This is a genomic window from Enterobacter sp. CPE_E890 (assembly GCF_046521475.1).
GTDB classification, from domain to species: domain Bacteria; phylum Pseudomonadota; class Gammaproteobacteria; order Enterobacterales; family Enterobacteriaceae; genus Enterobacter; species Enterobacter adelaidei.
Genome location: NZ_JBKFZW010000001.1, coordinates 935,470 through 960,253 on the forward strand (window position 1 = coordinate 935,470; position 24,784 = coordinate 960,253).

Consider the following 24,784-nt stretch of genomic DNA (forward strand, 5'->3'; position numbering starts at 1 on the left):
GGGCTAACTGATGGAAATTATGCTTGGCGTGGCGATGTTCACGCTGATTGTACTGGTGTTGTCAGGGCTTATTCTGGTGGCACGTGCGAAGCTGGTGAATGCCGGCGACGTGGTGATTGATATTAACGGCGAGCCGCAGAACCAGATCCGTACGCCCGCCGGAGATAAACTGTTGAATACGCTCTCCGGCAACGGGATCTTTGTCTCTTCGGCCTGTGGCGGCGGCGGTTCCTGTGGACAGTGCCGCGTTACGGTGAAAGAGGGCGGAGGAGATATCCTGCCAACCGAACTGGCGCATATCACAAAGCGTGAGGCAAAAGAGGGCTGTCGTCTGGCCTGCCAGGTCGCCGTACGTCAGAATATGAAAATAGAGCTGCCGGAAGAGATCTTTGGCGTTAAAAAATGGGAATGTGAAGTTATCTCTAATGATAACAAAGCCACGTTTATCAAAGAGCTGAAGTTGCGGGTGCCGGAAGGGGAAGATGTTCCGTTCCGCGCCGGAGGATACATTCAGATTGAGTGCCCGGAACACGCTGTGGCGTATGCTGACTTCGACGTGCCGGATGAGTACCGCGCCGACTGGGATAAATTCAATCTCTTCCGCTTTGTATCGGAGGTAAAAGAGCCGACGCTACGCGCCTACTCGATGGCTAACTACCCGGAAGAGAAGGGCATCATCATGCTCAATGTGCGTATCGCCACGCCGCCACCGAATGTGCCGGATGCACCGCCGGGCGTCATGTCTTCGTACATCTGGTCTCTCAAGCCTGGTGACAAAGTGACGATCTCCGGTCCGTTCGGTGAGTTCTTTGCCAAAGATACCGACGCGGAAATGGTGTTTATCGGCGGCGGTGCCGGCATGGCCCCGATGCGCTCGCACATCTTTGATCAGCTCAAACGACTGGGTAGCCAGCGTAAAATCAGCTTCTGGTACGGGGCCCGTTCGCTGCGTGAGATGTTCTACGACGATGAGTTCGAACAGCTGGCGCGTGAAAACCCGAACTTTACCTTCCACGTGGCGCTTTCCGATCCGCAGCCGGAAGATAACTGGACGGGCTATACGGGGTTCATCCACAACGTGCTGTATGAAAACTACCTCAAACAGCATCCTGCGCCGGAAGACTGCGAGTTTTATATGTGTGGCCCGCCAGTAATGAACGCCGCAGTCATTAAGATGCTGAAAGATCTTGGCGTGGAAGATGAGAACATCATGCTTGATGACTTTGGAGGCTGATGATGCTGACGTTTCTGGCAACCTTTGCGGTTTTTGTGCTTGTCATCTTCGGCATGTCGTTAGGCTGGATCGTTAAGCGGAAAAGCCTTCAGGGCAGCTGCGGCGGCATCTCTTCCATTGGGATGAAGAAGGTGTGCGACTGCCCGGAACCGTGCGATGCCCGTAAAAAACGCATGGCGCGCGAGCAGCAGCGCATCATTTAATCTGGTAGGTTGGGTAAGGCGAAACCGTCACCCGACAATTCTCACGCACACTTCTCAACCCTCATTTATTTACTGTATACTTATCCAGTAATGAGTGAGGGCTTACTATGCGCAAAATAATCCATGTTGATATGGACTGCTTTTTTGCCGCAGTGGAGATGCGTGACAACCCGGCGCTACGGGATATTCCCATCGCCATTGGCGGCAGCCGCGTTCAGCGTGGTGTTATCAGCACCGCCAACTACCCTGCGCGTAAATTTGGCGTGCGCAGCGCCATGCCTACCGCAATGGCCCTGAAGCTTTGCCCTCATCTCACTCTTTTACCCGGTCGCTTTGACGCTTACAAAGAGGCCTCAATTCATATTCGGGAAATCTTCTCCCGCTACACCTCTCGGATAGAACCGCTGTCGCTGGACGAAGCCTATCTTGATGTGACCGAAAGCGTACATTGCCACGGCTCAGCAACCCTGATGGCACAGGAAATCCGTCAGACCATCTTTAAAGAGTTAAATCTTACCGCGTCGGCAGGAGTCGCTCCGGTGAAATTTCTTGCCAAGATCGCCTCCGATTTAAATAAGCCCAACGGTCAGTACGTCATCACGCCTGAAGAGGTGCCTGCGTTCTTAAAAACGCTGCCGCTTGGCAAAATACCTGGTGTGGGAAAGGTGTCCGCCACAAAGCTGGAAAGTATGGGATTACGGACCTGTGAAGATGTGCAGCGAAGCGATCTGGCTATGCTACTTAAGCGTTTTGGAAAATTTGGGCGCGTGCTGTGGGAGCGCAGTCAGGGGATTGACGATCGCGATGTGAACAGTGAACGGTTACGGAAATCCGTTGGTGTTGAGCGAACGCTGATTGAAGACATTCATGACTGGTCTGAATGCGAAACCATCATTACGGAACAGCTCTATCCTGAGCTGGAGCGACGCTTGCTCAAGGTGAAACCGGATCTGCTCATTGCCCGTCAGGGTATCAAATTAAAATTCAACGATTTCCAGCAGACCACGCAGGAACACGTCTGGCCGCGTCTGAATAAAGAGGATCTCATTGCGACGGCGAAAAAGGCATGGGAAGAACGAAGAGGAGGGCGAGGGGTGAGGCTGGTGGGATTGCACGTCACGCTGCTGGACCCGCAGTTAGAGCGGCAGCTGGTTTTGGGATTGTAAAAAAGCCCGGAAGTACTAACCGGGCCTACGTTTTTCACCCTCTCCCTTTTGGTGAGGGCTGGGGGAGGGAGTTACTTAACAGGAATCGCTTTCAGCAGCTCAGTCAGCAGCGTCCAGTAATGACCCACGCTTTCGATATGAACCTGCTCATCCGGAGAGTGTGGCCCGGTAATAGTTGGCCCGATAGAGACCATGTCCATATTCGGATACGGTTTCTTGAACAGACCACATTCCAGACCCGCGTGGATCACCTGAATGTTCGGTGTGCTGTTGAACAAACGCTGGTAGGTTTCACGGACCAGTGCCATCACCGGAGAACTTGCATCCGGCTGCCAGCCAGGGTAACTGCCTTTAGCAGATGTTTTCGCACCGGCCAGCGTGCCCAGAGATTCCAGCATGCTCACCACGTACTCTTTGCCTGTGTCGATAAGTGAACGGATCAGGCAGATGATCTCTGCGCTGTCGTCACTCATGGTCACCACGCCCACGTTCAGAGAGGTTTCAACCACGCCTTTGGCCACGTCAGAGTTGCGGATCACGCCGTTTGGCGTCGCGTTCAGCAACTGAACGAAGGTGTCGCGGGACTGCGCGGTCAGCGCGGCTTTATCCGTGGAGACGGGTTCCAGCACCACGGTCAGATTTTTCTCTTTAGCCGACAGTTCGTTTTTCAGGATATCCAGATACACGCTGGAGAGTTTTTTCAACTCGTCCGCTTTTGCCGCTGGTACGGCCACGGTGGTGAATGCTTCACGTGGGATCGCGTTACGCAGGGTACCGCCGTTGAAGTCTACCAGACGTAGATCCAGCTCAGCCGCATGGCCAGCCAGGAAGCGTGCCAGCAGTTTGTTGGCGTTGCCGAGACCCAGATGAATATCACCGCCGGAGTGACCGCCTTTTAGCCCTTTCAGCGTCAGCTTGAAGGTCTGGAAGCCAGCAGGAATCGCTTCGCGTGACAGCGGCAGGGTAGAGATGAAATCAATTCCGCCCGCGCAGCCCATGTAGATCTCGCCTTCTTCTTCTGAGTCGGTGTTGATCAGAATATCTGCCTGCAGCCAGTTAGCCTGCAGACCGAATGCACCGTCCATACCCGCTTCTTCGGTCATGGTCAGCAGCACTTCCAGTGGACCATGTTCAACGCTATCGTCCGCCAGCACGGCCAGTGCAGAGGCCATACCTATGCCGTTATCCGCACCCAGCGTGGTGCCGCGTGCTTTCACCCAGTCGCCGTCGATGTACGGTTGAATCGGGTCTTTGGTGAAGTCGTGAACGGTGTCGTTGTTCTTCTGTGGCACCATGTCCAGGTGCGCCTGCAGTACAACCGGTTTGCGGTTTTCCATGCCAGCAGTTGCTGGTTTGCGGATCAGAATGTTACCAACCTGGTCACGTTCAGCATGCAGGCCTTTTTCCTTCGCCCAACCCATAATGTGTTCGGCAAGCTGTTCTTCATGGTAGGAAGGGTGTGGAATGGAACAGATTTTGGCAAAAATATCCCACAGTGGCTGCGGAGATAATTGAGACAGTTCAGACACGATAAGTCTCCTTGTCGATGCACTGCAAACAGGGTTGCAGGTCACAGGGTTAGCAGGTTAATAGTTACCACAAGTCAGACTTGCGAGATGAAACCGAGAATACCACTTTCTCCGCTGGCTGGTAGCATAAAGCATGTAAAAACTCGGGCTCAGGGCGCTAAACACTGGTTTTTAGTGCGTCAGATCTCTATAATCTCGCGCAACCTATTTCCCCCTCGAACACTTTTTAAGCCGTATAAAAACAGGCTGGGACACTTCACATGAGCGAAAAATACGTCGTCACCTGGGACATGTTGCAGATTCACGCCCGCAAACTGGCTGCGCGTCTGATGCCTTCCGAACAGTGGAAAGGCATTATTGCCGTTAGCCGCGGCGGTCTGGTACCGGGGGCGCTGCTGGCTCGTGAGCTGGGTATTCGTCATGTCGATACCGTCTGCATCTCCAGCTATGACCATGACAACCAGCGTGAGCTGAAAGTGCTGAAACGCGCGGAAGGTGACGGTGAAGGTTTCATCGTTATTGATGACCTGGTGGATACCGGTGGTACCGCTGTGGCCATTCGCGAAATGTATCCAAAAGCCCACTTCGTCACTATTTTCGCCAAGCCTGCAGGCCGCCCTCTGGTTGACGATTATGTGATTGATATTCCACAGGACACCTGGATTGAACAGCCGTGGGATATGGGCGTGGTCTTTGTACCACCTATCTCTGGTCGTTAATTCCGAACCGTCATTATTTTAACGCCCGGTGATACCGGGCGTTGTTTTTTTTAGTCTGGCGCGCGTTACAATAGTCTCTATATGACGATTCATGGAGGCAACGTAATGACGCAGGCGAATCTCACCGAGACTCTCTTCAAACCCCGTTTCAAACACCCCGAAACGTCGACGCTGGTGCGCCGCTTTAATCCGGGGACCATGCCTGCCATCCAGTCTGCATTAGACGGTAAAAACGTGCCCCACTGGTATCGCATGATTAACCGCCTGATGTGGATCTGGCGGGGTATAGACCCCCGTGAAATTCTCGACGTGCAGGCTCGGATCGTCATGAGTGACGCCGAGCGCACCGACAGCGAACTCTACGATACCGTCGTGGGATACCGCGGTGGTAACTGGATCTACGAGTGGTCTAAACAGGCGATGCTCTGGCAGCAAAAAGCCAGCCAGGAAGAGGACGCCACGATCAGCGGCAAGCACTGGCTGCATGCTGCAAACCTCTATGGCATTGCCGCGTATCCGCATTTAAAAGGGGATGAACTGGCTGAGCAGGCTCAGGCGCTGGCGAATCGTGCCTATGAAGAGGCTGCTCAACGCTTGCCGGGGCGGATGCGCGAACTGGAGTTTACCATTCCTGGCGGGGCGTCCGTTACCGGATTCCTGCATATGCCTGAAGGGGAAGGTCCGTTCCCGACCGTCCTTATGTGTGGCGGGCTGGATTCACTACAGATCGACTATTACAGCCTTTATGAGCGTTACTTCGCACCAAAAGGGATCGCGATGCTAACGCTTGATATGCCGTCAATTGGCTTCTCATCCAAGTGGAAACTGACTCAGGATTCCAGTTTACTGCACCAGCATGCGCTAAAAGCGCTGGAGAATATTCCCTGGGTAGATCACACCCGTGTTGCCGCATTTGGTTTCCGTTTCGGGGCGAACGTCGCGGTGCGTCTGGCTTACATTGAATCATCCCGCCTGAAAGCCGTCGCCTGTCTTGGCCCGGTCGTTCACGCGTTGCTAAGCGATCCCGAACGTCAGGGCAGCGTACCCGAAATGTATCTGGATGTGCTGGCCAGCCGTCTTGGCATGCATGATGCATCAGACGAAGCGCTACGCGTTGAACTCAATCGTTACTCGTTAAAAACGCAAGGTCTGCTGGGACGTCGGTGTCCAACACCGATGCTATCAGGTTTCTGGAAAAACGATCCGTTTAGTCCGGAAGAAGAGTCCCGCTTAATCACTTCGTCATCTGCGGATGGTAAATTGCTTGAGGTGCCGTTCAGCCCGGTTTATCAGAATTTTGACAAAGCCTTGAAAGAGATCACGCGCTGGATCGCTCAGAGATTGTGTTAATAGATTGCTAAATTTTGCTGGTTTGGTAAAACAGTGGCTTCACAAAAGGAGATCGCAATGACGTTACCGAGTGGACACCCGAAAAGTAGACTGATTAAGAAATTTATGGCTCTTGGCCCGTATATTCGAGAAGAGCAGTGTGAAGAGAATCGCTTTTTTTTCGACTGTCTGGCTGTATGCGTCAACGTGAAGCCTGCACCCGAAAAACGTGAATTCTGGGGCTGGTGGATGGAAATGGAAGCAGAGGAAAAACGCTTTACATATAGCTACCAGTTTGGCCTGTTTAATAAAGACGGCAAATGGCAGGCCACCTCCATTAAAGATCAGGAAGTCATTGACCGCCTGGAATATACCCTGAAAGAGTTCCAGGACAAGGCAAGCGCGCTGCTGGCTACTTTGGATCTCAAGTTCGAGCCAGCGGATGACTTCTCCAGCGAAGCGGTGAAGCTGACTGCCTGATGGCTTTCTCCCTCTCCTTGTGGATGAGGGCATCATACCGCATTAATCCCGACCAAAAAAAACCGGCATTAAGCCGGTTTTTTTATTTCTCATAATCAGAACTGGTAAGTCATCCCCAGGGCAACGATGTCATCGCTGCTCACACCCAGTTTATTATTGTCATCAATCTGGTTGATTTTATAATCAACAAACGCAGACATATTTTTGTTGAAGTAATAGGTTGCGCCAACATCAATGTATTTCACCAGATCTTCGTCACCAATACCCTCGATATCTTTGCCCTTAGACTGGACATAACCCAGGGACGGACGCAGACCAAAGTCGAACTGATATTGTGCGACAACTTCAAAGTTCTGAGCTTTATTCGCAAAACCACCAGAAATTGGCGTCATATTGCGAGTTTCTGAATACATTGCTGCCAGATAAATATCGTTAGCATCATATTTCAGACCGGTTGCCCACGCTTCTGCTTTGTCTCCCTGGCCGCGAGTCAGCAGGTTCTGAGCATTGGTACGGTCAGAGTTGGTGTAGGCGCCGCTGATGGCGAAATCGCTGCCACCGAAGTCATACGTCAGAGAAGTACCAAAGCCGTCACCGTTCTGCTTCTTGGCGTCACGGTTTTCGTTTTTACCCTGGTATTGCAGCGTCATATCCAGACCGTCAATCGCACCGAAGAAGTCGGTGTTACGGTACGTGGCAAGGCCGGTGGCACGCTTGGTCATGAAGTTGTCGGTCTGCGCGGAAGAGTCACCGCCGAACTCAGGGAACATATCGGTCCATGCTTCGACGTCGTACAGTGCACCCAGGTTACGACCATAATCCAGGGAACCGAAGTTTTTCAGTTTTAGACCGGCGAAGGCCAGACGTGTTTTCTGTGAGGAATCACTTTCTGCTTTGTTACCCGCAAATTCAGATTCCCAGCGGCCATAGCCTGTCAGCTGATCGTTGATCTGCGTTTCGCCTTTAAAACCGAAACGCACGTAAGTCTGGTCACCATCTTTGGTGGCATCATCACTGATGTAGTGCATGGCTTTAACTTTGCCGTACACGTCCAGTTTATTACCATCTTTATTATAAACTTCAGCTGCGTGAACAGATGCAGAAGCCACGACGCCCATAACCACTAATGCCAGAGTGCTCTTTTTCATTTTCGATCCTGTCTTATAAACGCGCTAAAAAATTCGCTGGACGATAAGCTCATGCTTAAGTCCCGTGAAAAAACAGGAAGGGTTTTATCGTTCTGGAGTGAAACTTTTATGACAAACTAAGAATAATTTTAAAAAACTGTGATTTATTATTTCAGTAATAAAATTGTCAAACTTTGCCGCTACGCTTCCTGATCCCGAGCAATAAAGTGTTTCGTGATGTGCTATGGCAGTTGGCAACGGGGCTGACTCCTGTTAAAACGTTCGTTTGACATTACTTTCCCTTATCGTTGAACGGCAGAGAATCATGAGTGACAGCCAGACGCTGGTGGTAAAACTCGGTACCAGTGTTTTAACAGGCGGATCGCGCCGCCTAAATCGCGCCCACATTGTTGAGCTTGTACGTCAGTGCGCTCAGTTACATGCCGCAGGGCATCGTATTGTGATTGTAACCTCCGGGGCGATTGCCGCCGGGCGTGAACACCTTGGCTACCCCGAACTCCCCGCGACGATCGCCTCCAAACAGCTGCTGGCCGCCGTGGGACAAAGCCGACTGATTCAACTCTGGGAACAGCTGTTCTCTATCTACGGTATCCACGTCGGGCAGATGCTGCTGACGCGTGCGGATATGGAAGATAGAGAGCGTTTCCTGAACGCCCGCGATACCCTGCGCGCGTTGCTGGACAATAATATTGTTCCCGTCATTAACGAAAACGATGCCGTTGCCACCGCTGAAATCAAAGTGGGTGATAACGACAACCTCTCAGCGCTGGCCGCGATTCTGGCCGGTGCCGATAAATTACTGCTCCTGACCGATCAGCAGGGTCTGTTTACTGCCGACCCGCGCTCTAACCCTGAAGCCGAACTGATTACCGATGTACACGGCATTGACGATGCGCTTCGCGCCATCGCGGGCGACAGCGTGTCTGGCCTGGGAACCGGCGGCATGGGTACCAAGCTGCAGGCCGCTGATGTAGCGTGCCGCGCCGGTATCGACACCATTATTGCGGCGGGCAGCCGCCCAGGTGTGATTGGCGACGTGATGGAAGGCCTCTCCGTCGGCACCCGTTTCCACGCGCAGGAATCCCCGCTGGAAAACCGTAAACGCTGGATATTTGGCGCGCCTCCTGCTGGCGAACTCGTCGTTGATGAAGGGGCGACAGCCGCGATTCTGGAACGAGGGAGTTCATTACTTCCTAAAGGAATTAAAAGCGTGACAGGCAACTTCTCCCGTGGTGAAGTGATCCGCATCCGTAACCTCGAAGGTCGCGATATTGCCCACGGCGTAAGCCGCTATAACAGCGATGCCTTACGCCGCATTGCCGGTCACCACTCGCAGCAGATCGACGCCATCCTCGGCTATGAGTATGGCCCGGTTGCCGTGCATCGTGATGACATGATTATTCGTTAAGGAGCCAGAACATGCTGGAACAAATGGGCGCAGCTGCGAAAGCCGCCTCTTACAAACTGGCGCTCCTTTCCAGCCGCGAGAAAAATCGCGTGCTGGAAAAAATCGCTGATTATCTGGAATCGCAATCCGCTGAGATATTGCGAGCTAATGAACAGGATCTGGCTGAGGCACGTGTAAACGGTCTGAGCGAGGCCATGCTTGACCGCCTGGCGCTGACGCCGGCGCGTCTGAAAGGTATCGCTGATGATGTCCGTCAGGTTTGCAATCTCGCTGACCCGGTTGGGCAGGTGATTGACGGTGGCCTGCTCGACAGCGGTTTACGTCTTGAGCGTCGCCGTGTGCCGCTTGGCGTAATCGGCGTGATTTATGAAGCTCGCCCAAACGTCACCGTTGATGTCGCCTCCCTGTGTTTGAAGACCGGCAACGCCGCCATTCTGCGCGGCGGAAAAGAGACCTGGCGTACCAATGCTGCGACGGTAAACGTTATTCAGCAGGCGCTGGAAGAGTGTGGTTTACCGGCGGGTGCCGTCCAGGCTATCGAGAGCCCGGACCGCGCACTGGTGAACGAAATGCTGCGCATGGATAAATACATCGACATGCTGATCCCACGTGGGGGGGCGGGCTTGCACAAGCTCTGCCGCGAGCAGTCGACCATTCCAGTAATTACCGGTGGTATTGGCGTGTGCCATATCGTCGTGGACGACAGTGCTGAGATTGAGCCGGCGCTGAAGATTATCGTCAATGCGAAAACCCAGCGTCCAAGCACCTGTAACACCGTGGAAACGCTGCTGGTGCATCAGGGCATTGCGAGCACTTTCCTGCCAGCACTAAGCAAACAGATGGCGCAAAGCGGCGTGACGCTGCACGCTGATGCCAGTGCTCTGGCGCTGTTGAAGGATGGCCCGGCGACTGCGGTTCCAGTAAAAGCTGAGCAGTATGACGATGAATTCCTGTCTCTGGATCTGAATGTGAAGATTGTTGCCGATCTCGACGACGCGATTGCGCACATTCGTGAACACGGTACGCAGCACTCTGACGCGATCCTGACACGCACCCTGCGCAATGCCGATCGCTTCGTGAACGAAGTGGATTCCTCTGCGGTATATGTTAATGCCTCGACGCGCTTCACCGATGGCGGTCAGTTCGGGCTGGGCGCCGAAGTGGCTGTCAGCACGCAGAAATTGCACGCGCGCGGCCCGATGGGCCTTGAAGCACTGACCACTTACAAGTGGATCGGCTTTGGTGACGATACGATTCGTGCGTAAATAATCACGGGTGATGCAAAAATAGCCGTTTGATTCAAAAGGGCATTGACGCATCACCCGGATAGATCTAACCTTTTGCCCCGTGGTTACACTCGTAACCGGCCTCTCAGGGCCGATATAGCTCAGTTGGTAGAGCAGCGCATTCGTAATGCGAAGGTCGTAGGTTCGACTCCTATTATCGGCACCATTAAAATCAAATTCTTACGTAAGATCTTATCATTCTCCCACCAAAAAATTATTTTCATGTAACAGCTGGTGTAAGTAAATTCTATCAACGAAGATCAATCTTATCTACTGACCAAAAAGGCCTGATAGGGCTTCGCTCACTATACATCCGTGGCTGCAGGTTTAGTTGTCCATGTCTACACCACTCCTAAATTTAATGTGTTGGCAATGTGTTCAATAAAGCTCGAACAAATTAGCTCATTATGATCGGTTAATACTTCAACTTCTGGTTGCATGATTGTTTGTCCGTAAAAAGATAACGCGCCCGCCGGGTAGTAGCAGGCGCATTACGCAATAGGTAAACAAGGGAGGAAGTTCAGAAATGTAAATCGGGAAGGTTGTACGCAATGTTCATCGTACTACGTTGTTACGGCTTTGCCGCAACAAGCCAGTTGCCTGCCGCGCTCGCAGAATGTCTACAGCCCGGAGATAAGGAGATTGTTCCTGCCAGCTAAATCCCTTCCTGTCTATACGAACCAGCTCGTATTTTTCTACCAGAAAATTCACGGCATCGGCTAGGGTGATACCGGCATCGATGTGTTCCTTAATCACAGCCTCATTGCAGAATGGCGTGTCGTTTATTGTCAGACCATAGTGCTGTTCCAGCAGACGTGTCAGTAACATTTGCCAGACAGCCACGGGTGACAGGCAGGGCTTCACCGCCCGCTGAGTTGTTGCAGGTAAAGTTTTCATGTTTGCTCTCGTGAAGGTAATTAACGCTGAGTGGGGTAAATGGCGATGTATACGTAGCCGCAACTGCCAAGGGTGTCGGCTTCGCAGGTTAAATCGTTGTGGTACAGGGTAACGCAGTGGGCATGGTGGGTGCTGAGTTCACCAGTGGTCAGCATCGATTCCATCTGGCGGATAAAGTGCGGGAATGTTTCATCCAGCTTCCGGTATTCGATGTCACTGAACTTGCCGGTCATGCTGGCCCGGTCAGCCAGATAATGCAGTCGGTTGCCTTCCTGCACCAGACGGGCTCCCAGACGTGGCGTGATATCACGCTGCAGACCCCATGTGATTTTGCTCATTGATAACCTCTTTATTGTCAGTTCAGGGTGATGCTCATCAGGCAGGCATAAGGCCCCTCGCGGTCCTGGCGGCGTTCGGCGTATACCGCCAGGACTCCTGTGATATCCGGAACGTCCCTGCCGGTGTAATGGCAGACGCTACCGTGCCACTGGTATTTGCCGGTGCAGAAACGAAAGATTCGGGACTCAGGATGCTGGCGGTATATCGTCATTGCCCGGCGTTTACTGATAATTTTCATGTAATACCTCACAGCAGACCGTGTTCTGCGAACGAATAGATTTGCCTGCCGCCGACAATCAGATGGTCAGGGACACGGATATCCACCAGTTGAAGTACCTGAACCAGTCGCTGCGTGAGGGCTTTGTCAGCCTGGCTGGGCGTCGTCTCGCCGGAAGGATGGTTATGCGCCAGTATTACCGCTGCCGCGTTGAAGTACAGAGCGCGCTTGACCACCTCGCGGGGATGTACCTCGGTACTGCTAATAGAACCGGCAAACAGGGTTTCGTGGGCAATCAACTGGTTCTGCTGGTTCAGATACAGCACCCGGAACTCTTCCCGTTCAAGCGCGGCCATATGCAGCCGCAACCACTCCCGGACGGCATGAGTGGAGGTGAAGGCTACCCCAGGCTCATGCAGGTGCCGCTCCAGAGCCCTGAGCGCCCGCTGAATGAGACGCCGGTCCTGTGGCGTTATCTCGCCGGGTAAAAAGGAAAGCTGTTTCATTCGTTGCTCCTCCGGTCAGTCAATGATACGCAAAATGGCGTGGGCTTCAGAATGCTGCAGGGCATAGTCCCGCAGGCGGTAATAGTGCGCGGTCATTGCGTCACACTCTGTACGGCAGGCGTGATGGCTGTATTCAATCAGGCAGACAGCAATGCCTGCGGCTTCAGCACTCATGTCCGCGCCATTGCCGTTCATACCGTTGAACAGATGCCATTTATCGTCAACGTCAGCATCAGGGGCCATAAACGCGCCGCCATTGCTGAGCGTGTAAAAGGACCAGATACCACTGTTGTACTCGTCACAGAAGCGGTCCATCCAGGCGAAAATGCGGGGTTCCAGCGTTATCCATTGTGGGATAGAGCCAAAGTACTGCGGCCAGAAGCAGATACGCTGTTCGTCGGGTATCTGCGTTACGGTCAGTTCAAATTCGGATTCGTTAGCAGCAGATGCGAGGTTGTTTTTTGTCGCTGTTGTCATGGGTATGTCTCCGTCAATAAAAAAACGCCAGCGGCGACGGCTGGCGTATGCGGTAATAATGAGTGTTCGGGAAGATTAAATGTTGCTGGTAAATCATGCGGAGCCAGCAGATGGATACGTCCGTACAGATGCCTGGCTTGCGGGTATAGCGGTTAAGACCTTCACCGGCATCCGGTTCAAAGTTCCATGCCTGCCCTAGTCGTCTTCAATGTTAACGCCGGTGATACTGGCAGGAACTAATGGCCCTGCTGCGCAATCAGCCGATACCCACTACGGTAGGTCATAAAGCGATTAGTGAAACGACTTCAAACCTTCAGAATTATTCATTACTCCCCCCCTGAAAAATAATAAAAAAGCGGCAGAATCGTGAGATTCTGCCGTTAGTTGTGTATGTTCAGAGGAATGATATATATCTGAATATTTTTATAATGCTGATAGGCCGTTTTGTGCCAAAAGCAGAAGCTGGTAATTCGTGTCTAATATACTTCACTTAACGTATATCCCAGCTCTGGTACAGAATATGCAAATTAAATACCCAAGAAGTGGCAGGCTGATTAACAAAGAACTCCTTCGATTATAGGATGATTTGTATCGGCACTCATCACACCATGTGCTCGATTCACGCCGCATAGTCAGTTGAATTTTGCTACTCTGTAAGAGGTGGTAAGCATTATCCAATACGGATTTAAATCAATGGAATAAATGATTATGAGTGAAAATGAAACAATCCCAAAGAAGTGTCACAGCCAGATTAACAAAGCTGTATTCTTTACATCTGCTTTGTTAATTTTTCTTCTTGTCGCTTTTGCCGCTGCATTCCCGGATGTTGCTGACAAAAATTTCAAACTACTTCAGCAACAAATCTTCACGAATGCAAGCTGGTTCTACATCCTTGCTGTGGCCCTGATTTTATTGAGTGTCACGTTTCTGGGACTCTCACGCTACGGTGATATCAAGCTGGGTCCGGACCATGCGCAACCTGATTTCAGCTATCACTCCTGGTTTGCGATGCTTTTTTCGGCAGGGATGGGGATCGGCCTGATGTTCTTTGGCGTTGCTGAACCGGTGATGCATTATCTCTCACCTCCCGTTGGCGCCCCAGAGACTGTTGCGGCAGCGAAGGAAGCAATGCGGCTGACCTTCTTCCACTGGGGTCTGCATGCCTGGGCAATCTATGCCATTGTAGCGCTGATTCTGGCCTTTTTCAGTTACCGCCACGGTCTACCTTTAACGCTGCGTTCTGCACTCTATCCCATTATTGGCGATCGCATATACGGACCTATAGGCCATGCGGTTGATATTTTTGCCGTTATAGGTACGGTCTTTGGCGTTGCAACATCGCTGGGTTACGGTGTTTTGCAGGTGAATGCCGGTTTGAACCACCTATTCGGGGTGCCCATTAATGAAACGGTGCAGGTCATTCTGATCGTGGCCATCACGGGGTTAGCGACGATTTCTGTGGTGACCGGCCTAGACAAGGGAATACGTATCCTGTCTGAGCTCAATTTGGGCCTCGCGTTGTTGCTCCTGGCGCTGGTCCTGTGTCTGGGGCCAACTGTGCTTCTGCTGAAGTCATTTGTGGAAAATACCGGCGGTTATCTTTCGGAACTGGTGAGTAAAACGTTCAATCTTTACGCATATGAACCTAAGTCGAGCAACTGGCTGGGGGGCTGGACATTACTGTACTGGGGATGGTGGCTTTCATGGTCGCCATTTGTGGGGATGTTTATCGCACGGGTCTCACGCGGCCGAACCATTCGCGAATTTGTCACCGGCGTGCTGTTTGTTCCGGCCGGCTTTACGCTCATGTGGATGACGGTGTTTGGTAACAGCGCAATCTATCTCATTATGAACCAGGGGGCGACCGATCTCGCCAATACCGTCCAACAGGATGTCTCGCTGGCCTTGTTCAATTTCCTGGAGCATTTCCCGTTCTCCTCCGTGCTGTCATTTATTGCAATGGCTATGGTCATCGTCTTCTTTGTCACATCTGCTGACTCGGGGGCAATGGTTGTAGATACTCTGGCATCAGGTGGGGTGGCAAACACACCCGTCTGGCAGCGAATCTTCTGGGCATCGCTCATGGGAGTTGTTGCAATTGCGCTTCTCCTTGCGGGAGGGCTGAGCGCGCTGCAAACGGTGACAATAGCAAGTGCATTACCCTTCTCCGTGATCTTGCTGATATCCATATACGGGCTGTTAAAAGCCCTGCGTCGAGATTTGACTAAGCGTGAAAGCCTGAGCATGGCGACTATTGCTCCTACGGCTGCACGTAACCCAATTCCCTGGCAGAGAAGGTTACGCAATATCGCGTATCTGCCGAAACGATCTCTTGTGAAACGTTTTATGGACGACATTATCCAGCCTGCCATGACGCTGGTTCAGGAAGAACTGAACAAGCAGGGGACGATAAGCCACATTAGTGACGCAGCCGACGATCGTATTCGTCTTGAAGTGGATTTGGGCAACGAGCTGAATTTTATATATGAAGTGAGGCTTCGCGGGTATAGCTCACCCACCTTCGCGCTCGCCGCAATGGATAATGATGAGCAGCAGACTGACCAACATCGATATTATCGCGCTGAGGTTTATCTCAAAGAAGGCGGTCAAAATTATGATGTGATGGGCTGGAATCAGGAACAGTTGATTAATGACATACTGGACCAGTACGAAAAACACCTGCACTTCCTGCACCTGGTTCGTTGATAGCAAAATGCCGTCCTAGGGGGCGGCAATTATTTATCCCGACCGCAATACGAGGGAATGCAGAATGATTTCACGCTGGCAATGGATTCTGAAGCAAACATTTAAGAAACTCTGGTTCAGAGCTACGTTATTCGCAATTGTCGCGATAATAACGGCTCTTTTATCTATTCTTTTTAAATCAATGATTCCTGAGTCGGTTTCAGTGAAGGTTGGTGCGGAAGCAGTTGATAACATTCTGAACATACTGGCATCGAGTATGCTGGCAGTGACCACATTTTCGCTGAGTATCATGGTCACAGCCTACGGTTCAGCCACTACTAATGTTACTCCCAGAGCAACGCGTTTAGTTGTGGAAGACGTAACCACACAAAATGTACTGGCCACCTTCATTGGTTCCTTTCTCTTCAGTCTGGTAGGAATTATTGCCCTCAATATGGGAGCCTACGGAGAAAGGGGAAGAGTCATTTTATTCATTGTCACACTCGTTGTCATTGCCCTCATCCTCATCACATTGCTTCGTTGGATACAGCATTTGACCTCTCTGGGGAGGGTCGGTGAGACAACAGCAAAAGTAGAACAGGCTGCCATCGAAACATTTATTGCGAGAGCCAGAAATCCCTGTCTCGGCGGATATCCATGGCTTGAGAGCTATGAACAGCCGAAAGGAACGGTTGCAGTTTATCCGAAGAAGATTGGCTATGTTGAATATATTGATATGGAGAAACTCAGCAAGCTGCTGGCCAATGATCCTCGTCATGTATACCTTGTGGCGCAACCAGGCAGTTTCATTCATCCGTCCATGCCAGCTTTGTACCTGAGTCAGGGCCAGGAGTCATCAATCTGCGCCGATTTACTTGAGACGATCATTGTCTCGGATGTGCGTTCATTTGCTCAGGATCCCCGATTTTGTCTTAGCGTCATGGCCGAAATAGCCTGCAGAGCCCTTTCACCCGCAGTGAACGATCCTGGAACCGCAATCGATGTCATTGGCAGAGGTGTTCGTATACTTTCTGCTTACGCGCAGAATAAGTCTCATGAAATTGAAGTGACCTATCCTTCAGTACACGTTGCGCCACTTCAGAACAACGATCTCCTGGAAGACTTTTTCTCACCTGTCGCACGCGATGGTGCCAGTATGAGAGAGATTCAGATAAGAGTGCTCAAAGGGCTATCTATGCTGAGTACGGGTTGGCCTGAGATGTTTGCTGATGCCGCGCACACTCTGGCAATTGAAACATTAGAGCATGCAAATCGCGCTGACCATATAGACTCCGATAGAGAATTCATAAAATCAATTTATTTTGATTTGTTTTTTGATGAAAACGCTAATAAGCAATCATAGTTGTGGAGCAAGCGATTTGGTTGCTAGCGAGACAAGAACAAAGCGTCTGCATGAGAATGGGCGTCTGCTTTGTATTAGAAGAGAACATACTGAGTCTTCATCACTTTTGCAGCAGGCTTTATCTCTACGTAAGACATCGCCTACAATCAAATATTTCGGTTTAATACCAGGAGAACACTAAATGTAGAAATTATGTCTACTCAGTTCGGAACAGACTACTGTTTTTTTATTCCGTAGCTGAGACCATCATATTTCCTCCAGCAAAGGAGATAAAAATGGAAAAATTATTTACCCCGTTTCAGACCGGTGATACTGACCTGGTAAACCGCGTCGTTATGGCCCCCATGACCCGCTCACGGGCAATGACTAGTGATACCGCTGATGAACTGACCGCAAAATATTATCAGCTGCGTGAATCCGTATGGGGCAAACCGGAGGTCGTCCGTGACGGGCTCAGGGATCTGGTTCGCCGCACGGGCGCAGATGAAATTATGGTGAACTCATGGCAAGGCACTCGTCTTTGCCGCTCTTCAGAAATAATGCTGAGTATTCTACCGGAAAGGCAAAAGGATCATTTACCAAAGATAATGACGAGAAAGTCATTGACGAAGCGGGGAAGGGGTTAAGTCATCAATCCATATCAAAATATCAGACGCCTGTTTACGCTATGCGGGCGTCCGCTTTTCGCTCACAGCGGACCTTCAATCCAGTAAGTATGTCGGCTTCGTGCTATGAGTCCAGCGATTATTGCAAGAATCGAAATACGCTAACCAACTGGGATCGGGGTACGTCGGCAATCGAAGCTGCAGGCAGGTAGCTCCTGCAGCCAGTATTGTTAACATTTCAACAGCAGCACTCTGCTTCTTTTTCACTACATTCTTCACAAATTCTGCAAGAGCAGAAGTCCTCAAGGTTATTGCACTGGCTACATTTTTTGCAGGTACAGTCCGACTCTTTCTTGTCACAGTTCTCACAAGTTCCACAAGTACATGCACTCATCATGTGTGCACACTTATCACAAATTTTATCCATAGTTTCTCTCAACCGCTAAATAAACAATCTCAACATAACACGTGATTATTTTATCATTGCTATATAGTCAACTAAAACTGGCCACTGCGCTCATTATTCGGAAGTGCCTGGACTAATCGGTGGAAATAAAAAATGAAAAAAATAAACCCTGACTGCTCCTGGCAGTCAGGTATGTTGTTATGGATGGAAAGCACAACTGTCACTCGTTAGTGCAGTCTGCTAATGTTGGCAGTGCCTTCGTAGCGTTCGTCAGGTCAACGCTGAAGGTCCCCGCTTTGCGGTCATTGACGTAGACGTCGAACTGCCTGGCCTTACGGATATCCATGATGAAACTAAACCAGGCATTATCCCCGTTACGCCAGCCAAGGGTTGAGGGAATGGCGTATTGCTTATGGGGCCCATCACCACTGTGATGTCGGTACTGTCATCATGCGAGCTGATCGTTTTATCCCCTGCGAGGGTCAGAAAAACCGATTGCTGGTAAATACCGTTCTGGTCCGGATTTTCCGTGCAGTTGATGGTAAACATCTTTCCGCTGCTATCCGTCACACGTAAGCGTACAGCGAGAACCGTATTGACGGGAACGGGTTATTCAGTTGGCAGGGTTATTCGCCAGGGTAACAGTTCGCTGACCTGATTGACCGGCCAGTCAGCTATGACGTTGAGCACATGACAGAGATACCTCTCTGGCTCCACGCCGTTCAGTTTGCACGTCCCGATCAGGCTGTACAGCAGTGCTCCGCGCTCACCACCGTGGTCAGAGCCGAAGAACAAGAAGTTTTTGCGGCCCAGGCTGACCGTCCGCAGCGCATTTTCAGCGATATTGTTATCGGCTTCAGCCCAGCCATCGTCTGCATAGTACGTCAGTGCTGGCCACTGGTTCAGTGCGTACGCGAACGCCTTCGCCAGCTCTGAGTGTCGCGACAGCGTTTTCATCTTTTCACGCAGCCAGCTTTCCAGGGATTTCAGTCGCGGTTTAGCTTTCTGCTGACGCTCACCAAGACGCTGCTCTGCCGGCATTCCCCGTATTTCAGCCTCGATAGCATACAGTTCGCCTATCCGTTTCAGGGCTTCCTCCGTCAGCACTGATGGAGTACGAACGTGCACATCATGGATCTTGCGGCGGGCGTGAGCCCAGCAGGCTGCTTCAGTTATCTGTCCATTGCGGTACAGCTCGTTGAACCCGGCGTACGCATCCGCCTGCAGAACACCGCTGAAGCCCGCAAGATGGCTCTGCGGATGGATGCCTTTTCTGTCCGGGCTGTAAGCGAACCACACGGCCGGCGCCAGCGCTGACCCGGCGTTGCGGTCGTCGCGAACGTACGTCCACAACCGCCCGGTCTTCGTCTTTTTATTACCTGGTAACAGTACCGGGACGGGCGTGTCATCGGCGTGGAGTTTGCCACCCATCAGGACATAGTCCTGAAGCGCCTCTTCCAGCGGCGACAGTAGCCGGCAGCATGCATCCACCCAGCCCGACAGCAGTGAGCGACTCAGTTCCACGCCCTGGCGGCCGTATATTTCAGACTGGCGGTACAGTGGTGTGTGCTCTGCATACTTTGAGGTCAGCACGCGGGCCAGCAACCCCGGGCCGGCGATACCCCGCTCAATGGGCCGTGAAGGCGCCGCTGCCTGCACGATCGCATCGCACTGAGTACAGGCATGTTTTTCACGTACTGTCCGGATAACCCGGAAGGCGCTGCGCATCAGCTCCAGCTGTTCGGCGGCATCTTCACCCAGGTAACTCAGCGAACCACCGCACTCCGGGCAACAGGATTCTGCCGGAAGCATACGCTTTTCATCACGCGGGAGTGATTCGGGGAACGGTCTGCGGGTGCGGGTCTGACGCAGCGAGCGCTGCACTTCCGGGTCATCCACACGACCGGTCAGCGTATCGCTTTCTTTCTGAAGCACCTTCAGGTCAGCTTCCATCTGTGCGATACGACGGGATACTTTTTCGGAACGGCTGCCGAAGTTCATCCGGCGGAGTTTATCCAGCTGCGCCTGCAGGTGGTCTATTTCGCGCTCACGGTCGGCCAGCTTTTCCAGCAGGGCGCGGTTCAGCGCTTCCTGTTCGGCAAGCCGCTGTTTCAGCAGAAGGATTTCGTCAGAAGAGGTGTCGTTCATAAGCCCGTATTTTACCAGGCTTATTCAGCAACAACCAGGATAAAGAGGCCTACAACATGGTCAGAGATGTCAGCAACCGTTTAGGTTGTCGCCAGTCGATGCCTTCCATCAGCATCGCCAGCTGGGCCGGGGTCAGGAACACTTTGCCATCACGGGCAGAGGGCCAGGCGAAGCGACCACGCTCCAGCCGTTTGGTCAGCAGGCACAGCCCGTCGCCGGTGGACCACAGCAGTTTGACCTGGTTGCCGCTGCGACCCCGGAAGATGAAGACGTGGCCGGACATCGGATCGTCTTTCAGCGCCGTCTGTACTTTTGCGGCAAGACCGTTGAAGCCATTTCTCATATCAGTGGTACCGGCAACCAGCCAGATTTTGGTACCTGTTGGTAACGGGATCATCGCTTCAGCTCCTGTATCAGCAGAGCCAGGAACTTTTCGCTGACAGTGCCGTTGAGGCGGAGCGTCCCGTGCCGGAACGTTATCTCACAGCTGATACTGAGGGCTTCCGGGCTCTCAGTGGGCGGCTCTGGCTGTACGTCAGCGGCATCGAGAGTCACAGGAAGTAGCTGCGGGTTCTCTGAAGAAGGTAATAGCAGCTTTCCCTCGCGCCATTGTTGGCGCCATTTGAACAGCAGATTGGCGTTAATGCCATTTTCAAGCGCCAGTTTTGAGATGGATGTTCCTGGTTCGCAGGAGGCAGCAACGAGTTGTTGCTTAAACTCAGGAGAATAATTAGGGCAGCCTTTTCGCCTGCCGGGAGTCACATTTTTCTGCATATCTGACACTTTGGTTCCCACTACTTATTTGGTGGACACCACTTTGTCGGATGCTTCGGATTATGACCAGACGGTTCACGCTGTACGCTTACCGTCACACTGTATTCCGCATTGCCCTGACCGTACCCCTGTTGCCAGAGTCCCGAAACCGCAGAGGCATTGAAGCTGACAAGCAGCACGCCAGCGAGCATGAGCCGACTTAAAGAATTTATTTTCATTTCTGTCTCCTTTGTCTTTGTATTTATTCCCGGTTATCAGGATTTGAGGGTATCAGCAGCCGTCCCATCAGTTTGCCGTCATGGGAATATTCAAGGAAACGCTCCCGGGTGCGCGGGTCCGTTTTCTCGTGGTATTCCAGGCTGATGTTGTCGGCAATACACAGCGCATTCATCAGCGGCTGCACGGTTTTCTCCTCCATATCCACGAGGTAGTAGTAACAGCCACCCTCGCAGCCATCGGGCGACTGACGGGTACGTAAGACCTGCATAGTGGGACCAGAAAGAGCAATCTGCGACCACTCTTCCCTGACATCATCCTGACGGCTCACCACATCGCTGAAGCGCGGAGGCGTGAGGTCCTTAAATTTACTGATAGCTTTCAGGTCATCACTCCTGTCATCGCAAGCGCTCAGAAACAGAGTGGAGGCAACCAGCGCCAGTAGAGGTAGTGTTTTACGTTTCATTATTTTTTCCTGAAATCAGACGAACCACTTTGGTAAAGACATAAATCCCCACGAAAATACCCACCGGCACGCCGACGAACGGCGTCAGCGCGACACTGGCAGCACCGGCTGCGCCACCTCCCGTCAGTAGTGCGGCAACGGTTGCAAGTGTCAGGGCCGTGAGGCTGTCGGACACTCCAGTTTTGTTCAGAATGATGACGATGATAACAATGGCGATAATGGCAATAACAGGCACTGGGCTCCTCCCTGTTGCCGGGTTGATAACAACGCCTGCGCTATTCCGGTGGGCTGTCAGCCGGAACAAACGTAAGCAGTGAATGCTGGATAAAGCGAAAATGGGGTAAGGCCTGAATGAAGACCGGGTCTTCAGTCAGGCGGCACAGACTGTCATTCCGGCGAAAAGTCTCCTGCAAAGGCTGAATCAGATGGATTTCATCAAGTGTGAATAAGGCGATATGCCCTTCGTGTTCAGCCACCAGATACCAGGTCTGCTGGTGGATGAGTAACCGGCAGGGAGCCAGGCGCTCACAGCGTCGCCCCTCCGCAATCAGCGTCACCCGCCTGCGCCCGGTAATGGCCTGAATCAGTCTCCAGAAAGACAATGCTCCTGAAGGCGAAGGCACCGGATTGGCTGGTGCTATCATGCAGGGAGACTCATCGCACATCAGCAGAGCATTCACCAGACGGCGGTCAAGGCCGGGAAAAAGCCCGGCCAGCCCGCTGCGGTGGGCAAAGATAAGCACGTCGGGCACCATCTGCATCTCGCTGCCAGCAGTGCGTAAGCGGCAGTATCCGGATTGATACTCCAGGTCCAGATACATCAGCCGCTCACGAAAATCACGCCGCAGCGTGCGCACCGACACACCAAACTCAGCGGCCAGTTTGCGCACACTCAACGTTTCACCCGCCACCAGACGGCTGATTATCAGTGACAGCCTGACAGCCAGCCGGTCATGGCGGCGTTCTGCCTGTGTCATGAGAGGTTCTCCAGGAAAGTTAACTGACTGAAAATGATGTGATTACTTTAAAGAGGGGGGCGGACAGGGTATGGACAACGCAGAAACTATTTTTTATTTCTGCAAAAGCCAGATGTAATGGGGGTTAAAGGCTATAACCGGAGGATTGAGGCACACGAGCACATAGCGATGCGGACAGGTGGTGTCCGATATTAACAACGCGGTAACATCAAGCAGCTACTGCAGCTGCGTGAGCAGCGTTTCCGCCATCACCCACAGTGCCCGGTTAAGCTTCACGTCCCCGTCAATGCCACGCACAGCACGGGTATGCGACCGTCCGCCTTTGGCATTACGGCCACTGAGCCCACCTTTAATCAGGTTCTCCTGAATACGCTGCCAGGTAGTCCACAGGTCGTTGCTTTCGTCCTGCCAGCGGCGCGGGGAGAGTATCTGCGATTCAGTAACCGGCTGGTGGTCCTCACCAAAGCGATACGTCAGCGCGGCTTTTGCCAGTGCCTGCTGCGCAGGTGGTGGTAACAGCAACGACTGCATGGCATCCCGCTTTTCTTCCACGCGATCAAAAATCCCCAGCACTTCATACGCTCCCTCAATCACCTGGCTCACCACATCCCCCTTGTGCGGCACCCGTACCTCGCCAAAGGATTCGCCGCAGACAAGACCGTTTTGGCACACAGCCCTGAACAGGCCCGGCAACATCTGGTAAGAACTTGTGCCATCATGGGAGTTAAGCAGGATAATTTCAGGCACCTGTTTACCGGTAATCTGTCCCTCCCGACGCAGGCGCAACATATGCTTCGTATGTTCACGACGACCAGGGTCACGAACACGGGTCTGACAGGCAAAGAACGGCTGAAAGCCCTCCCGATGCAGACTGTCCAGCAGAGAGATGGTGGGAATATATGTGTAACGTTCACTACGGGATTCGTGTTTGTCCTCGCTGAATACGCTGGGTACCACGCGAAACAGCTCTTCACGGGTTAACGGACGGTCACGACGAATAAGATTTGCAGCGCCAAAGCGCGAAGCCAGACGGGTCATAAGCAGATTCCTCATAATGGGGAAAACAAACAAAAGAAAGCCCTGTCGCACTAGCGACAGGGCTCGGGAAAGAACAGACAGGCGTTAAACGTTCAGAAGAAGAAATTCCAGACAGCCCGGGCAACGGACACCACGGTGTCACGGACGGCCTGTATTACGGCCCGTACCGGAGCCGGTATCAGTGGGAAAGCACTTACCGTGTCCAGTACCGCGCCGACCGTTTCACCAAAATCGTCACGTGCTTTTTCCTGGACTGTCGTTGTGCGAAAGGGAGACTGCAGTTGCGCCACCACCGGGCTACTGGCTTCACGTGGCAGACACTTTATCATCCGCTCGGCCATCACCCGTAACCCCCACTGCAGACGGACCGACACCGCACACACCGGATGTACAGGTTGAAACAGCTCGTGCAGCAGGCAGATTTTGCGGCTGAGATTCTGCTTCTGCGCCGTGGACAATTGACCACTACCGCTGGTGGGTTCAGTCTTGTCCGACTGGCTGATAACAAACAGCACCTTATGCCGGTATGACTCACCAATTACCTGATGATAAAAATGCTCATCCACCGCCAGCGCCCGATCATCGGCCTTGATCAGCCACAATACCAGGTCAAGTCGGGGAAGTTGCTGACGGTAAAGTGCAGCGTATTCCGCATCCCTGCGTTCACTTTCACCGACACCCGGCAAATCAACCAACGTCATAAAACGCTCGCCCAGTTGCAGCCGAAAACTCAGCGGATTACGGGTGCAGGCTGTGACATCGCTGACCGGGGATACATCACCAGCAAAAAGGGCATTGCAAAGGCTACTCTTTCCCGCTCCGGTTTTACCCAGAATACCTATCACTGGCTCGTAGTCTGTTAACTGGTTTATTTGCTGTAGAATCCGCTCTGATGCCCATTGTGGCAGACCAGAAAGCGATTGCTGAAATGACTTCAAACCTTCAGAATTGTTCATTACTACTCCTCTGAAAAATAATACAAAAACGGCAGAATCGTGAGATTCTGCCGTTAACCAGGTATGTTCAGAAGAATGATATCTATCTGAAAATAATTTGAATTAAGGTAGATGACGAGCCACTGCCGCCTGTGCTCTCGGTCCCTGAGTCGTTAGGTAATTCTGGTATCGCTCATCCCCAGACCAGAACAGTAGATAAGGGCAAATTGCCT

25 protein-coding genes, 1 tRNA gene and 4 pseudogenes are annotated in these 24,784 nt (G+C 52.2%); 12 read left to right on the forward strand and 18 right to left on the reverse strand.

Translation table 11 applies throughout. The features are described 5' to 3' along the window. Window positions 1–10 precede the first annotated feature (10 nt). The 3 genes from nqrF to dinB all read left to right on the forward strand — a co-directional run bounded on the left by nqrF (window position 11) and on the right by dinB (window position 2,603). Window positions 11–1,234: an NADH:ubiquinone reductase (Na(+)-transporting) subunit F gene (gene nqrF, locus ACLHV9_RS04490; protein ID WP_407220199.1), complete on the forward strand. Its 1,224-nt coding sequence runs from the start codon at window positions 11–13 to the stop codon at window positions 1,232–1,234. Continuing rightward, window positions 1,234–1,437, forward strand: a complete 204-nt coding sequence (gene nqrM / locus ACLHV9_RS04495; RefSeq protein WP_028017721.1) for a (Na+)-NQR maturation NqrM — start codon at window positions 1,234–1,236, stop codon at window positions 1,435–1,437. The genes nqrF and nqrM overlap by 1 nt, the downstream gene beginning before the upstream one ends. A gap of 107 nt (window positions 1,438–1,544) precedes the next feature. Next, window positions 1,545–2,603 (forward strand): DNA polymerase IV, encoded by a 1,059-nt coding sequence (dinB, locus tag ACLHV9_RS04500; protein WP_407220200.1) that lies wholly within the window; start codon window positions 1,545–1,547, stop codon window positions 2,601–2,603. A gap of 71 nt (window positions 2,604–2,674) precedes the next feature. Here dinB and pepD read toward each other — a convergent pair whose 3' ends face one another. Then, window positions 2,675–4,132: a cytosol nonspecific dipeptidase gene (pepD, locus tag ACLHV9_RS04505; protein WP_028017719.1), complete on the reverse strand. Its 1,458-nt coding sequence runs from the start codon at window positions 4,130–4,132 to the stop codon at window positions 2,675–2,677. A gap of 260 nt (window positions 4,133–4,392) precedes the next feature. Here pepD and gpt point away from each other — a divergent pair, with 260 nt between their 5' ends. From gpt to crl, 3 genes are all read left to right on the forward strand, one after another. Beyond that, the gene (gene gpt, locus ACLHV9_RS04510; RefSeq protein ID WP_003863205.1) at window positions 4,393–4,851 is read left to right on the forward strand and encodes a xanthine phosphoribosyltransferase; all 459 of its coding nucleotides are present in this window, start codon (window positions 4,393–4,395) and stop codon (window positions 4,849–4,851) included. 105 nt (window positions 4,852–4,956) lie between these two features. After that, window positions 4,957–6,201: an esterase FrsA gene (gene frsA, locus ACLHV9_RS04515; protein WP_134707175.1), complete on the forward strand. Its 1,245-nt coding sequence runs from the start codon at window positions 4,957–4,959 to the stop codon at window positions 6,199–6,201. Window positions 6,202–6,258: 57 nt separating this feature from the next. Then, window positions 6,259–6,660 carry a sigma factor-binding protein Crl gene (gene crl, locus ACLHV9_RS04520; RefSeq protein ID WP_114977848.1) on the forward strand — a complete coding sequence of 134 codons (402 nt, stop codon included), beginning with the start codon at window positions 6,259–6,261 and terminating at the stop codon, window positions 6,658–6,660. Window positions 6,661–6,755: 95 nt separating this feature from the next. On the opposite strand, the gene phoE is transcribed toward crl, so the two are convergent. Continuing rightward, window positions 6,756–7,808 carry a phosphoporin PhoE gene (phoE, locus tag ACLHV9_RS04525; protein ID WP_134707176.1) on the reverse strand — a complete coding sequence of 351 codons (1,053 nt, stop codon included), beginning with the start codon at window positions 7,806–7,808 and terminating at the stop codon, window positions 6,756–6,758. A 304-nt stretch (window positions 7,809–8,112) separates the two neighbouring features. Between phoE and proB the strand changes: the two genes are divergently transcribed. The 3 genes from proB (at window position 8,113) to ACLHV9_RS04540 (ending at window position 10,668) form a co-directional block, all read left to right on the forward strand. Then, window positions 8,113–9,216, forward strand: coding sequence for a glutamate 5-kinase (gene proB, locus ACLHV9_RS04530; protein ID WP_028017715.1), 1,104 nt, complete (start codon window positions 8,113–8,115; stop codon window positions 9,214–9,216). An 11-nt stretch (window positions 9,217–9,227) separates the two neighbouring features. Continuing rightward, window positions 9,228–10,481 (forward strand): glutamate-5-semialdehyde dehydrogenase, encoded by a 1,254-nt coding sequence (gene proA, locus ACLHV9_RS04535; RefSeq protein ID WP_049007196.1) that lies wholly within the window; start codon window positions 9,228–9,230, stop codon window positions 10,479–10,481. A 111-nt stretch (window positions 10,482–10,592) separates the two neighbouring features. After that, window positions 10,593–10,668: transfer RNA gene (locus tag ACLHV9_RS04540), tRNA-Thr, on the forward strand. A 389-nt stretch (window positions 10,669–11,057) separates the two neighbouring features. Here the strand turns inward: ACLHV9_RS04540 and ykfI are convergent. The 6 genes and pseudogenes from ykfI to ACLHV9_RS04570 all read right to left on the reverse strand — a co-directional run. Next, entirely contained in the window at window positions 11,058–11,399 is a 342-nt protein-coding gene (ykfI, locus tag ACLHV9_RS04545) for a type IV toxin-antitoxin system toxin YkfI (protein WP_003031349.1), read from the reverse strand. A 20-nt stretch (window positions 11,400–11,419) separates the two neighbouring features. Beyond that, window positions 11,420–11,737, reverse strand: a complete 318-nt coding sequence (locus ACLHV9_RS04550) for a type IV toxin-antitoxin system YeeU family antitoxin (RefSeq protein ID WP_003031347.1) — start codon at window positions 11,735–11,737, stop codon at window positions 11,420–11,422. A gap of 17 nt (window positions 11,738–11,754) precedes the next feature. After that, window positions 11,755–11,976: a DUF987 domain-containing protein gene (locus ACLHV9_RS04555; protein ID WP_003031346.1), complete on the reverse strand. Its 222-nt coding sequence runs from the start codon at window positions 11,974–11,976 to the stop codon at window positions 11,755–11,757. Window positions 11,977–11,984: 8 nt separating this feature from the next. Beyond that, window positions 11,985–12,461, reverse strand: a complete 477-nt coding sequence (locus tag ACLHV9_RS04560) for a RadC family protein (protein ID WP_003031345.1) — start codon at window positions 12,459–12,461, stop codon at window positions 11,985–11,987. Window positions 12,462–12,476: 15 nt separating this feature from the next. Then, a complete protein-coding gene (locus ACLHV9_RS04565) occupies window positions 12,477–12,938 on the reverse strand; it encodes an antirestriction protein (RefSeq protein ID WP_003031344.1) in 462 nt (153 codons plus the stop codon). Between the two features lie 112 nt (window positions 12,939–13,050). Next, window positions 13,051–13,143: pseudogene (locus tag ACLHV9_RS04570) on the reverse strand (DUF905 family protein); the annotation flags it as partial. A 503-nt stretch (window positions 13,144–13,646) separates the two neighbouring features. On the opposite strand from ACLHV9_RS04570, the gene ACLHV9_RS04575 reads away from it, so the two are divergent. The 3 genes and pseudogenes from ACLHV9_RS04575 to ACLHV9_RS04585 all read left to right on the forward strand — a co-directional run. Continuing rightward, window positions 13,647–15,644: a BCCT family transporter gene (locus ACLHV9_RS04575; protein WP_032939120.1), complete on the forward strand. Its 1,998-nt coding sequence runs from the start codon at window positions 13,647–13,649 to the stop codon at window positions 15,642–15,644. 64 nt (window positions 15,645–15,708) lie between these two features. Next, window positions 15,709–16,986, forward strand: a complete 1,278-nt coding sequence (locus tag ACLHV9_RS04580; protein WP_003036928.1) for a DUF2254 domain-containing protein — start codon at window positions 15,709–15,711, stop codon at window positions 16,984–16,986. A 275-nt stretch (window positions 16,987–17,261) separates the two neighbouring features. Beyond that, window positions 17,262–17,405, forward strand: a pseudogene (locus ACLHV9_RS04585) (morphinone reductase); the annotation flags it as partial. A gap of 812 nt (window positions 17,406–18,217) precedes the next feature. Here the strand turns inward: ACLHV9_RS04585 and yfjT are convergent. From yfjT to ACLHV9_RS04635, 10 genes and pseudogenes are all read right to left on the reverse strand, one after another. Continuing rightward, window positions 18,218–18,567, reverse strand: a pseudogene (yfjT, locus tag ACLHV9_RS04590) (protein YfjT); the annotation flags it as partial. A 39-nt stretch (window positions 18,568–18,606) separates the two neighbouring features. Further along, on the reverse strand, window positions 18,607–20,145 hold the full coding sequence (gene tnpC / locus ACLHV9_RS04595; RefSeq protein WP_003843773.1) for an IS66 family transposase: 1,539 nt from the start codon (window positions 20,143–20,145) through the stop codon (window positions 18,607–18,609). Window positions 20,146–20,194: 49 nt separating this feature from the next. Beyond that, window positions 20,195–20,542 (reverse strand): IS66 family insertion sequence element accessory protein TnpB, encoded by a 348-nt coding sequence (tnpB, locus tag ACLHV9_RS04600; RefSeq protein ID WP_003843771.1) that lies wholly within the window; start codon window positions 20,540–20,542, stop codon window positions 20,195–20,197. Beyond that, the gene (tnpA, locus tag ACLHV9_RS04605) at window positions 20,539–20,919 is read right to left on the reverse strand and encodes an IS66-like element accessory protein TnpA (protein ID WP_032939119.1); all 381 of its coding nucleotides are present in this window, start codon (window positions 20,917–20,919) and stop codon (window positions 20,539–20,541) included. The genes tnpB and tnpA overlap by 4 nt, the downstream gene beginning before the upstream one ends. A gap of 92 nt (window positions 20,920–21,011) precedes the next feature. Beyond that, window positions 21,012–21,137, reverse strand: a pseudogene (gene ykfB, locus ACLHV9_RS04610) (protein YkfB); the annotation flags it as partial. A 23-nt stretch (window positions 21,138–21,160) separates the two neighbouring features. Beyond that, the gene (locus tag ACLHV9_RS04615) at window positions 21,161–21,601 is read right to left on the reverse strand and encodes a YfjS/YafY family lipoprotein (RefSeq protein ID WP_003029616.1); all 441 of its coding nucleotides are present in this window, start codon (window positions 21,599–21,601) and stop codon (window positions 21,161–21,163) included. Next, window positions 21,591–21,836 carry a protein YpjK gene (ypjK, locus tag ACLHV9_RS04620; protein WP_003029614.1) on the reverse strand — a complete coding sequence of 82 codons (246 nt, stop codon included), beginning with the start codon at window positions 21,834–21,836 and terminating at the stop codon, window positions 21,591–21,593. Before ypjK ends, ACLHV9_RS04615 begins: the two co-directional genes overlap by 11 nt. A gap of 40 nt (window positions 21,837–21,876) precedes the next feature. Next, window positions 21,877–22,578: a WYL domain-containing protein gene (locus ACLHV9_RS04625; RefSeq protein ID WP_003847795.1), complete on the reverse strand. Its 702-nt coding sequence runs from the start codon at window positions 22,576–22,578 to the stop codon at window positions 21,877–21,879. 216 nt (window positions 22,579–22,794) lie between these two features. Further along, on the reverse strand, window positions 22,795–23,616 hold the full coding sequence (locus ACLHV9_RS04630; RefSeq protein WP_003847794.1) for a DUF932 domain-containing protein: 822 nt from the start codon (window positions 23,614–23,616) through the stop codon (window positions 22,795–22,797). Window positions 23,617–23,708: 92 nt separating this feature from the next. Then, entirely contained in the window at window positions 23,709–24,572 is an 864-nt protein-coding gene (locus tag ACLHV9_RS04635) for a GTPase family protein (RefSeq protein WP_003847792.1), read from the reverse strand. Window positions 24,573–24,784: the final 212 nt, after the last annotated feature.